Origin of the sequence: Microbacterium enclense (genome assembly GCF_004022425.1) — a bacterium.
GTDB lineage: Bacteria > Actinomycetota > Actinomycetes > Actinomycetales > Microbacteriaceae > Microbacterium > Microbacterium enclense_A.
This window is the reverse complement of sequence record NZ_RBZY01000077.1, coordinates 1-9,646: the sequence shown is the minus strand read 5'-3', so window position 1 is coordinate 9,646 and position 9,646 is coordinate 1. Positions and strand designations below refer to the sequence as shown.

The 9,646-nt window shown below is 70.4% G+C and carries 11 protein-coding genes and 2 pseudogenes; 5 read left to right on the top strand and 8 right to left on the bottom strand.

Features of this window, described 5'->3' with window-relative positions; translation table 11 throughout:
* From D8Y23_RS17330 to D8Y23_RS15030, 5 genes and pseudogenes are all read right to left on the bottom strand, one after another.
* A pseudogene (locus D8Y23_RS17330) lies at positions 1-98 on the bottom strand (DNA-binding response regulator); the annotation flags it as partial.
* Between the two features lie 22 nt (positions 99-120).
* On the bottom strand, positions 121-573 hold the full coding sequence (locus D8Y23_RS15045) for a VanZ family protein (protein WP_240663923.1): 453 nt from the start codon (positions 571-573) through the stop codon (positions 121-123).
* A 5-nt stretch (positions 574-578) separates the two neighbouring features.
* The gene (gndA, locus tag D8Y23_RS15040; protein ID WP_128218888.1) at positions 579-2,174 is read right to left on the bottom strand and encodes an NADP-dependent phosphogluconate dehydrogenase; all 1,596 of its coding nucleotides are present in this window, start codon (positions 2,172-2,174) and stop codon (positions 579-581) included.
* Between the two features lie 86 nt (positions 2,175-2,260).
* A complete protein-coding gene (locus D8Y23_RS15035) occupies positions 2,261-2,776 on the bottom strand; it encodes a gluconokinase (RefSeq protein ID WP_205797277.1) in 516 nt (171 codons plus the stop codon).
* A 34-nt stretch (positions 2,777-2,810) separates the two neighbouring features.
* A complete protein-coding gene (locus tag D8Y23_RS15030) occupies positions 2,811-3,506 on the bottom strand; it encodes a FadR/GntR family transcriptional regulator (RefSeq protein ID WP_128218887.1) in 696 nt (231 codons plus the stop codon).
* A gap of 137 nt (positions 3,507-3,643) precedes the next feature.
* On the opposite strand from D8Y23_RS15030, the gene D8Y23_RS15025 reads away from it, so the two are divergent.
* Genes D8Y23_RS15025 through D8Y23_RS15015 form a run of 3 tightly spaced genes read left to right on the top strand, consistent with a single transcriptional unit; the run spans position 3,644 to position 6,832 of the window.
* The gene (locus tag D8Y23_RS15025) at positions 3,644-5,032 is read left to right on the top strand and encodes a GntP family permease (protein ID WP_128218886.1); all 1,389 of its coding nucleotides are present in this window, start codon (positions 3,644-3,646) and stop codon (positions 5,030-5,032) included.
* Between the two features lie 13 nt (positions 5,033-5,045).
* Complete coding sequence (locus tag D8Y23_RS15020) at positions 5,046-5,816, top strand: SDR family oxidoreductase (RefSeq protein ID WP_128218885.1); 771 nt, start codon at positions 5,046-5,048, stop codon at positions 5,814-5,816.
* Between the two features lie 14 nt (positions 5,817-5,830).
* Positions 5,831-6,832: a zinc-binding dehydrogenase gene (locus D8Y23_RS15015; protein WP_128218884.1), complete on the top strand. Its 1,002-nt coding sequence runs from the start codon at positions 5,831-5,833 to the stop codon at positions 6,830-6,832.
* Between the two features lie 58 nt (positions 6,833-6,890).
* On the opposite strand, the gene D8Y23_RS17255 is transcribed toward D8Y23_RS15015, so the two are convergent.
* Positions 6,891-7,016, bottom strand: coding sequence for a hypothetical protein (locus D8Y23_RS17255; protein WP_260025138.1), 126 nt, complete (start codon positions 7,014-7,016; stop codon positions 6,891-6,893).
* Positions 7,017-7,302: 286 nt separating this feature from the next.
* Between D8Y23_RS17255 and D8Y23_RS15010 the strand changes: the two genes are divergently transcribed.
* On the top strand, positions 7,303-7,938 hold the full coding sequence (locus D8Y23_RS15010; protein WP_128218883.1) for a 50S ribosomal protein L25/general stress protein Ctc: 636 nt from the start codon (positions 7,303-7,305) through the stop codon (positions 7,936-7,938).
* Between the two features lie 106 nt (positions 7,939-8,044).
* Positions 8,045-8,626, top strand: a complete 582-nt coding sequence (pth, locus tag D8Y23_RS15005; protein ID WP_128218882.1) for an aminoacyl-tRNA hydrolase — start codon at positions 8,045-8,047, stop codon at positions 8,624-8,626.
* 49 nt (positions 8,627-8,675) lie between these two features.
* Here the strand turns inward: pth and D8Y23_RS15000 are convergent, their stop codons facing one another.
* Both D8Y23_RS15000 and D8Y23_RS16885 read right to left on the bottom strand, forming a co-directional pair.
* A complete protein-coding gene (locus D8Y23_RS15000; RefSeq protein WP_128218881.1) occupies positions 8,676-8,972 on the bottom strand; it encodes a hypothetical protein in 297 nt (98 codons plus the stop codon).
* 230 nt (positions 8,973-9,202) lie between these two features.
* A pseudogene (locus tag D8Y23_RS16885) lies at positions 9,203-9,646 on the bottom strand (hypothetical protein); the annotation flags it as partial.

Sequence of the window (9,646 nt, the reverse complement as noted above, 5' to 3'; positions counted from 1 at the left end):
AGCAGGTCGGTGAGCATCTGCTCGTCGTCGACGACGAGGACGCGGAGGGCGCTGCCGTCCGGGCGGGTGAAGGCGGGAGCGCTGGCGGTCGTGGTCATGGAACCCATTGTGCGCCCCGAGCTATGAGCTTTCTATGGCACCGGCTATGCGCTCGCTGTGAGGTCGGAGAGCGCGCGCGATGAGGGCGGCCACCCCGACGCCGAGCGCCGCGCCCGCGGTGTTGGAGACGACGTCGCGGACATCGGCGACCCGGCTCGACAGGAACAGCAGCTGCACCGTCTCGATCGCAAGGCTCAGAACGAACCCGCCCAGGACCGCGTGCCGGAACCGGCCGCCCCACGCCCGCACGAGCAGGCCGAGCGGGACGAACATGACCACGTTGGCCGCGAATTCGATGACGTCGAACGACACCCACGCCGTCCCCGTCCACCCCGCGAGGATGGCCAGCACGCGCTGGAGCACCCCCGCCGCCTCGGCACCGTACGGTTCGGGGCGCAACGTCATCCACCACAGCCCGAACGCGTACAGCGCCGAAGCGGCGACGAACAGGGCCCGTCGCCGCCTCGTGTGCACTGTCGTCAGTGCGTGTCCTCGGCCTCGATCTCGGTGCGGTCGCCGGACCAGAGGGTGTGGAAGGTTCCTTCTTTGTCGATGCGGCGGTAGGTGTGTGCGCCGAAGAAGTCGCGCTGCCCCTGGATGAGGGCGGCGGGGAGGCGGTCGGCGCGGAGGCCGTCGTAGTACGCCAGCGACGAGCTGAACGCGGGGGCGGGGATGCCGGACGCCGCCGCCAGCGACACGATGCTGCGCCACGCGTCCTGCGCGCGACCGAGGGCGTCGACGAAGTACGGGGCGGTCAGCAGCACGGGGAGGCTGGCCTCGGCGTCGTAGGCGTCGGCGATGCGGTTGAGGAATTGTGCGCGGATGATGCAGCCGCCGCGCCAGATGCGGGACACCGCTCCGAGGTCGATGTTCCAGTCGTATTGGGCGGCTCCGGCGCGGATCTCGTCGAAGCCCTGCGAGTACGCCACGATCTTGGAGGCGAAGAGGGCGAGACGCACCTGCTCGATGAACGCGTCGGCATCGTCTTCCGGCAGGAGGTCGGTGCCGGAGGGGCCGGGCAGGTCGCGGGATACTTCGCGTTGTTCGGGGTGGCTGGACAGCGACCGGGCGAAGGTGGCTTCGGCGATGCCCGAGACGGGAACGCCGAGGTCGAGCGCGGTCTGCACCGTCCACGCGCCGGTGCCCTTGGCGCCGGCCTGGTCGAGGATGATGTCGACGAGGGGCCGGCCGGTGTCGGCATCCGTCTGGCGGAGGACTTCGGCGGTGATCTCGATGAGGTAGGACTCCAGCTCACCGCGGTTCCATTCGGCGAACACGTCGGCGATCTGAGCCGGGGTCTTGCCGGTGGCGCGGCGGATGAGGTCGTAGGCCTCGGCGATGAGCTGCATGTCGGCGTACTCGATGCCGTTGTGCACCATCTTGACGAAGTGGCCGGCGCCGTCGTGGCCGACGTGCGTCACGCACGCCTCTCCCTCGGCGACCGCGGCGATCGAGGTCAGGATCGGCCCGAGGGTCTGCCACGACTCGTCGGAGCCGCCGGGCATGAGCGAGGGACCGAGGAGGGCGCCCTCCTCACCGCCGGAGACACCCATGCCGACGTAGTTGATGCCGGTGTCGCGGACGGCCTTCTCGCGGCGGATGGTGTCGCTGAACAGGGCGTTGCCGCCGTCGACGATGATGTCGCCCGGCTCGAACACCTTCACGAGTTCGTCGATGACGAAGTCGGTCGCCCGCCCGGCCTTGACCATGATGATCGCGGTGCGCGGCTTCGACAGGGACGCGGCGAAGTCCTCGTACGAGAACGAGGGGACGAACTGCGCCTCAGGGTGCGTCTGGACGAGGTGCTCGGTCTTGTCGCTGCTGCGGTTGAACACCGCGACGGTGTTGCCCTCGCGGCTGGCGAGGTTGCGCGCCAGGTTCGAGCCCATGACCGCCAGGCCCACGACACCGATGTTCGCGCGGCCATCACCCTCGCCGGCGGGACGGGAGTCCGCATCCGCGGTGGGGCGGTCGACCTCCTCGGGCGCGGGAGCGCCCTCGTGGTGCTGAGCGGCCTCATGCGGTGCCTGGTCCTGATCGGTCGAGGGTCCGGTCGGAGAGGGGGTCGACGTCATTCGATGCTCCATGTTCAGGTGCGAAGAGGGGTGGCGGACGGGGGGTCGCGTACCCCGCCCACTGTATCGGCTGGGTCCGCTGCCGATCAGGTGCCGGGGGACAGGTCCAGTTGCGCCAGGACGGTGTCCACCTGCTGCTGGGGGGTCAGGTCGAGGTCGACGTGGATCGCCCGCTCATCGGCATCCGGGACCTCCAGCGCGTCGAACTGGGATCGCAGGAGCGACGGCGGCATGAAGTGTCCCTGGCGACGCAGGAGGCGATCGAGGATGAGGGCCGGATCGCCCATCAGCAGCACGAACGTCACGTTCTCGCGACGCAGGACGTCGCGGTAGCTGCGTTTCAGGGCGGAGCAGGTGATGACGCCGGGGCGGCCGGCGGCGCTCTGAGCATCGATCCACGCGGCGACCCGGTCGAGCCAGGGCCAGCGGTCGTCGTCGTTCAGCGCGTGACCGGCGGCCATCTTGGTGACGTTGGCGGAGGGGTGCAGATCGTCGCCCTCCTGCAGGTCCCAGCCGAGGCGGCCCGCGAGGAGCGCGGCCACGGTGGACTTGCCGGTGCCGGCGGGGCCCATGAAGACGAGGACGGGGGCGGTCGTGGCCAAGGGGACTCTCTCTTCGTCGAGGTTGGGGAGGTGGTTACAGGGACTGACGGACTTCGCTGAGCACGGCGGCGACGTAGCGACGCGTGTGCTCCTCGGCCGCGTCCGCGTCGGCGCGTCCGATGGCCGCCGCGGTCGCGATGTGGTTGTGCAGCGCTTCCGGGTTCGGGATGCCGGGAGTGAGCCCGTGGAGCGAGCGACCCTCGATGGCGGCGGCGATGGGGGAGCGGGCGGCCGCGAGCATGAGGTTGCCGCTGGAGACGAGGATGAGGTCGTGGAAGGCGATGTCGGCCTCCAGGTACTCGGGTGAGTCGCCGCGGCCCTCCGCTCCGAGCCGCGCGAGTTCATCGGCCAGGCGCAGGATCTCGCCGCGCTGCACGTCGGTCGCGCGTTGCGCGCTCAGGCGCGCGGCGACGGGCTCGACCGCGGCGCGCAGTTCGGTGGTGTTGAGAATGAGCTGGTCGCGACGGCGTCCGGCGAGCTGCCATCCGATGAGGCGGGTGTCGAGCGCGCTCCACGCACTCGCGGGGCGGACGGTGACACCCACGCGGCGGCGCTGTTCGACGAGCCCCATCGCCTCGAGGACGCGCACGGCCTCTCGCACGACGGTCCGGGAGACGCCGTGCTCGTCCTCGAGGCCGCCGAGCGTGAGGACGGTACCCGGGGCGAGGTGGCCGTCGACGATGCGCATGCCGATCGCATCGGTGACGGAGCCGTGTGCGGCTCGGGCCATGACCCCTCCTTAGGTACGACCATATCTTGTCAAAAATATGATCATTGTGTGAAGATCGTGCGACCGTGTTTCCGCGGCGGCCGCGGAGTGCCGACGCGGACGGCTCGCGTGACCATCTTGAATCAACGGAGATCTTCTTGGACGACTGGACTCAGACCCTCGGGACAGCCCCGCTGCTCGCCATCGCGGCGGGAGCGATCGCGCTCATCCTCATCCTCATCATCTGGCTGAAGGTGCACGCGTTCCTCGCGCTCATCATCGTCTCGCTCGTGACGGCGTTCGTCGCCGGCATCCCGGTGTCCGCGATCGTGTCGACGCTCACCGGCGGCTTCGGCGGAACGCTCGGGACCGTGGCGCTGCTCGTCGCCCTCGGTGCCATGCTAGGGCGGTTGATCGAGCATTCCGGAGGAGCGAGGGCGCTCGCCGAGATGTTCGTACGCATCTTCGGGGAGAAGCGCGCCCCGTTCGCCCTCGGCATCACCTCGCTCGTGCTCGGCTTCCCGATGTTCTTCGACGCCGGGCTCGTCATGATGCTGCCGATCATCTTCGCCATCGCGCGCCGCGTGTCGCGCACGAATGTCCTGCTCTTCGGTCTCCCCGCCGCGGCGGCCTTCTCGGTCATGCACGTGTTCCTGCCGCCGCACCCGGGCCCGGTGAGTGCGAGCGAGCTCTACGGCGCCAACCTCGGCATCGTCCTGCTCGCCGGCCTCATCATCGCCTTCCCCGTCTGGTACGTCTCGGGTTACCTGTGGGGCACGTTCGTCGCGAAGCGGATCCAGCTGCCCGTCCCCGCGCTCTTCGGTGAGATCGACGACGACCAGCCGGTGAACGCCCCCAAGCCCGGCACCGTCATCGCCGTGCTGCTGCTGCCGATGTTCCTCATCTTCCTGAACACCGGCCTTTCGACCCTCGCCAGCGCCGGTGCCGTCTCGACCGACGACACCTGGGTGCAGGTGCTCATCCTCCTCGGCAACTCCGCCGTGGCGCTGCTCATCACCGTCATCGTCGCCACGATCGTCTTCGGCTTCCGCCGCGGGGAGAAGGGCACCGCGATCGAGAAGGTCGTCGACTCGTCGCTCGGGCCGGTGGCATCCGTCATCCTCATCACCGGCGCCGGTGGCATGTTCGGTGCCGTCCTGCGCGCGTCCGGCATCGGCGATGCCCTCGCCGACAGCCTCGGCGACCTCGGCCTGCCCGTGATCGTCGCGGCCTACATCATCGCCGTGGTGCTGCGTCTCGCGCAGGGCTCGGCCACGGTCGCCCTCGTCACCGCCGCGGGCCTCGCCGCCCCGGCCGTCATGGCCGGCGATTTCTCGCCGCTGCAGATCGCCGCGATCACGCTCGCCACCGCCGCCGGTTCCGTCTTCGCCGGGCACGTCAACGACTCGGGCTTCTGGCTCGTCGGCCGTCTCATGGGCATGGACGTCAAGACCACCCTGAAGACGTGGACGGTGCAGCAGGCGATCGAGTCGGTGCTGGGCTTCCTCGCCGCGCTCGCCGTCTTCGGCGTCGGCGCGCTGATCTGACCGGGCGGGACGCATGAGTACTTCGCTCTTCGACGTCAGCGATCGGCTGGCGCTCGTGACCGGGTCGTCGCGCGGACTGGGCCGCTCGCTCGCGACGGGGCTGGCCCGCGCCGGCGCGCGCGTCATCGTGCACGGTCGCGACCGGGATGCCGTCGAGGCCACCCGGCGCGACCTGGCGGCCCTTTCGGGCCGTGAGGCCGCATCCGTCGTGTTCGACGTGACGGATGCCGCGGCCGCAGAGGCGCAGCTCGAGACCCTCATCGAGCGGGTGGGGGTCCCCGACATCCTCGTCAACAACGCCGGCATCCAGCGTCGGGCTCCGATCCACGAGTTCGCGGTGCAGGACTGGGACGAGCTTATGGCGGCGAATCTGTCCGGCGTGTTCTACGTGACGCGCTTCGTCGCTCCCGCGATGGTGGCCCGCGGCTCGGGCAAGATCGTCAACATCGCGTCCGTGCAGTCGCGTCTGGCGCGACAGACCATCGCGCCGTACTCGGCCGCCAAGGGGGGCGTCGCCCAGCTGACGGCCGGAATGGCCGCGGACCTCGCTCGCCATGGCATCCAGGTCAATGCGCTGTCGCCGGGCTACTTCGCGACCGAGATGAATCGCGACCTCGTCGATGACGCCGAATTCACGGCCTGGCTCACCCAGCGCACTCCCGCGCGCCGGTGGGGCGACTTCGCCGAGCTCGACGGGGCGCTGCTCTTCCTCGCCTCGGACGCCTCGAGCTTCGTGTCGGGGCAGAACATCTTCGTCGACGGCGGAATGACCGCGGTCGTCTGAGGGAAGGACGAAACATGCGCGCGCTGTTCATCGACGCTGCTCTCACGGCGGCCGTCCGGGACGTCCCCCTTCCGGAGGCCGGCCCGGACCAGGTGCGGATCCGGGTCGACTACGTCGGCATCTGCGGTTCGGACCTGCACTACTACTTCCACGGGGCGAACGGCGCGTTCGTCGTGCGGGAGCCGCTCATCCCCGGCCACGAGCTGTCGGGCCGGGTCGACCACGATCCGTCGGGACGCTGGCCGGCGGGGACGCCCGTGACGGTGCACCCCGCACGCTTCGGCGAGCCGCTCCCCGGGATCGAGAACGACCCGCACCTGTGGCCGGGCGGCTCCTACCTCGGGAGCGCCTCGACGACGCCGCACACGCAGGGCGCGGCCGCCGAGTTCCTCGTCGTCGACGCGGCGATGGTGCGGCCTCTCCCGCCGGGGCTGTCGGTGCGCCGCGCGGCGCTGGCCGAACCGCTCGCCGTCGCGCTGCACGCGCTCTCGAAGGCCGGTCCGGTCGACGGGCGTCGGGTGCTGGTCACGGGCTCGGGGCCGATCGGTCTCATGGCGGTCGCGGCTGCCGTCGCGGCGGGTGCGCGCGTGACGGCGACGGACGTCCTGCCCGGACCCCTGGAGCGGGCGCGACGGCTCGGCGCGGCGGTCACCGTGGACGTCTCCGCCGAGCATCTCGAGGCGAATGCCTACGACGTCGTGCTCGAGTGCTCCGGCGTCCCGCAGTCGATCTCCGCGGCCCTCCGGGCGCTGCGCCCGGCGGGAACCGTGGTGCAGGTGGGCATGCTCCCCGACGCCGATCGCTCGGTGAACCTCTCGCCGTTCATCGCCAAAGAGGTGCACTACCTCGGGAGCTTCCGATTCGCCGACGAGATCGAGGCGGCCATCGCGCTGCTCGCCGAGGTCCCGGGCATCGAGGAGGCCATCACGCACGAATTCGCGCTCGCGGAGGCGGTGTCGGCGTTCACGACCGCGAAGGACTCCGAGGTATCGGGGAAGGTCCTGCTCGCGCTCTAGCACGGAACGCGAAACGGCGCCGACCCGCGGAGGTCGGCGCCGTTCGTCGGTCGTGCGGTCAGTGCTTGTCGTAGCCGGAGTGGCGCCCCATCGAGAACAGGGCGCCGACCACACCCACCGCACCCACCAGCGTGATCACGCCGACGATTCCGAGCAAGACGTGAGAGAAGAAGTCGCTGTCCATGGTGTTCCTCCGGTGGGTGAAAGCCTGAGGCGATCCTATCGGGGATGCCGGGAGAGCCTCGCGGCCCGGTCGAAACCGAGGCCGCCGCGCTGGTAGACTTCCGGGGAACTTCGGCGAGGGATGCGTCGTCGTGCGCCCGGCGGGTGCGCGTGGCATCCGTGATCGACGCGGTGATGCAGGCTCCCGGCTTTCCTCACGCGCTCGCGTTCGAGTCGAATCCAGACCACATACGTGCGGACGCCGTCCGCTCACAAGCTGCGGGACCCGTGCCCGCGAGGAGAACAACATGTCGGAAGACAACAAGGTCGTCGCCGAGCTGCGCGAGAACTTCGGCAAGGGCTTCGCCCGCCGCCTGCGCGCCGCCGGCAAGATCCCCGCGGTCATCTACGGCCACGGCACCGAGCCCCAGCACGTCGCGCTCCCCGGTCACCAGGTCTCGCTGCTGATCCGTCGCGCCAACGCCCTGCTCGACCTCGACATCAACGGCACGAGCCAGCTGGCCCTCGTCAAGGACGTCCAGAAGGACCCCGTGCGCCAGATCATCGAGCACATCGACCTCCTCGTCGTGCGCAAGGGCGAGAAGGTATCGGTCGACGTTCCCGTCGTCGTCGTCGGCGAGCCCTTCTCGGGCACCGTCGCCATGCTCGACACCGCCACGGTGTCGCTCGAGGTCGAGGCCACCCACATCCCGCAGAACGTCGAGGTCGACGTCGAGGGCGCCGAGGACGGCACGCAGATCACCGCGGCCGATCTGGTCCTGCCCGCCGGTGCCACGCTGGTCACCGAGCCCGAGACCCTCATCGTGGGCGTTTCGGTGCCGCTGGACACGCTCGCCGCCGATGAAGAGATCGCCGAGGCCGACGCCGAGGTCGCCGAGGAGCAGTCCGAGGAGTCCGAGGCCGGCGCCGAGAGCGACAACTGATCCCGGCGGGCCGCGCGAGCGGTCCGTGATCGACGAGGGGGCGTGCTGCACGCCCCCTCGTTTTTTCATGTCAGGGTCCGCGCGCGGATCCGGAAGGATGGATGCCATGGCGGACACGTGGCTCATCGTCGGGCTCGGCAACCCCGGGCCGCGGTACGAGGCGACCCGGCACAACATCGGGCAGATGGTGATGGACGAGCTCGCCGACCGCCGTCGGGAGTCGTTCCGCGCGCACAAGGCGAACGCGCGCGTCGTCGAGACGTGGCTGCGCCCGGGCGGCGCGAAACTCGTGCTGGCGAAGCCGAACAGCTTCATGAACGTCTCGGGCGGACCGGTGTCGGCGCTGGCGAAGTTCTACGGGGTGGATGCCGAGCACGTGATCGTCGTGCACGACGAACTGGACATCCCCTTCGACTCGATCAAGCTCAAGACGGGCGGCGGGCACGGCGGGCACAACGGGGTGCGCGACGTCGCGAAGGCGCTCGGGACGCCCGACTTCCCCCGCGTGCGCGTAGGCATCGGGCGCCCCGTCGGCCGGCAGGACCCGGCCGACTGGGTGCTCGACCCGTTCGGCGCCAAGGAGCGCGAGACCCTGCCGATCCTCGTGGCGGACGCGGCGGATGCCGTGGAGACGATCGTCGACAGCGGACTGCTCTCCGCCCAGCAGCGGTTCCACGCGCCGCGCTGAACCGCACGGTCCGCCTCGACGGTGCGAAGCGTCACCGAGAGGCCGGCCGTCAGAGGGCGGCGCCGGCCGCACGCGCTCGGATCGCCCGCATGAGAGTGACGCAGCCGAAGATCGCCGCGGCCACCCCGCTGAGGCAGGCACCGAGGCAGCAGAAGGCGCCGAGATCGATGAGCACCGAATCGTGGCCGCGTCGCAGGGCGGCGGCCACGGCGAACAGGATCCCGCTGGTCGACCCGCACACCAGGAACGGGACGAGTCGTGACGGACGGGAGCGCCCGGGCGGGATGACGGGTGCGGTACCGACGCCGCGCGCGGAGGGGGGATCCGCCGAGCTGGGTTCGTGCATGGTGTACCTCGCGTGGACCAGCCGGACCGTCCGGCTTCGGGCGAGGTTAGAAGGTGTCGACCGGCGCGCGGGACGACGTTCGGCCCTTCTGTGGACAAGTCCGGCGCTCCGCCGTCTGTGGAGGAGGGGTGGGAGTTGCCGCGCGCGAACGCGGGAGAGCCCCGGCCGACCGGCCGAGGCTCCCTGCGCATGTCACTGCGGAGGCGCGCAGACGACGCCCCCGCGACGCGTCACGACGCGTACGGTGCGGCGCCGATCCCGGCCGCGACGAGGAAGACCACCAGAACGATCGCGCCTCCCACGACGGAGAGGATGATCGCGGCGATACCCCATCCGCGCCCACGGTTCTTCACCGCGGCGATGATGCCCTGGATGAGTCCCCACAGGGCGAAAGCGCCCCAGACGAGGAACGCGGCGACGATGAGGAGGCCGGCGAGAAGACCGATCTGATTCGCCGACTCGGGCAGGGCCTCGGGGTCGATCGTGCCGGTGCTGTCGACCGAGCTCGCGAACTGCGCGAGGCTGCCGCTCTGGATCCCGCCGAACGTCGCGAGGATCGAGCCGATCACGACGCCGAGCAGAGAGGCGACGAAGGCGATGAGCCCGAGGCGGTTCGAGGTCTTCGGGCGTGCGTTCTCGGTCGGAGAGGCGGGCGCGGCGTACGCGGCCGGCGG

What these genes read in the sequence shown, in the direction of transcription:
- D8Y23_RS15020 (WP_128218885.1), top strand. Translation starts at nt 5,046, where the DNA reads ATGAGTACTTCGCTCTTCGACGTCAGCGATCGGCTGGCGCTCGTGACC.
- D8Y23_RS15030 (WP_128218887.1), bottom strand. Translation starts at nt 3,506, where the DNA reads ATGGCCCGAGCCGCACACGGCTCCGTCACCGATGCGATCGGCATGCGC.
- D8Y23_RS15015 (WP_128218884.1), top strand. Translation starts at nt 5,831, where the DNA reads ATGCGCGCGCTGTTCATCGACGCTGCTCTCACGGCGGCCGTCCGGGAC.
- D8Y23_RS17255 (WP_260025138.1), bottom strand. Translation starts at nt 7,016, where the DNA reads ATGGACAGCGACTTCTTCTCTCACGTCTTGCTCGGAATCGTCGGCGTG.
- D8Y23_RS15010 (WP_128218883.1), top strand. Translation starts at nt 7,303, where the DNA reads ATGTCGGAAGACAACAAGGTCGTCGCCGAGCTGCGCGAGAACTTCGGC.
- gndA (WP_128218888.1), bottom strand. Translation starts at nt 2,174, where the DNA reads ATGACGTCGACCCCCTCTCCGACCGGACCCTCGACCGATCAGGACCAG.
- D8Y23_RS15000 (WP_128218881.1), bottom strand. Translation starts at nt 8,972, where the DNA reads ATGCACGAACCCAGCTCGGCGGATCCCCCCTCCGCGCGCGGCGTCGGT.
- pth (WP_128218882.1), top strand. Translation starts at nt 8,045, where the DNA reads ATGGCGGACACGTGGCTCATCGTCGGGCTCGGCAACCCCGGGCCGCGG.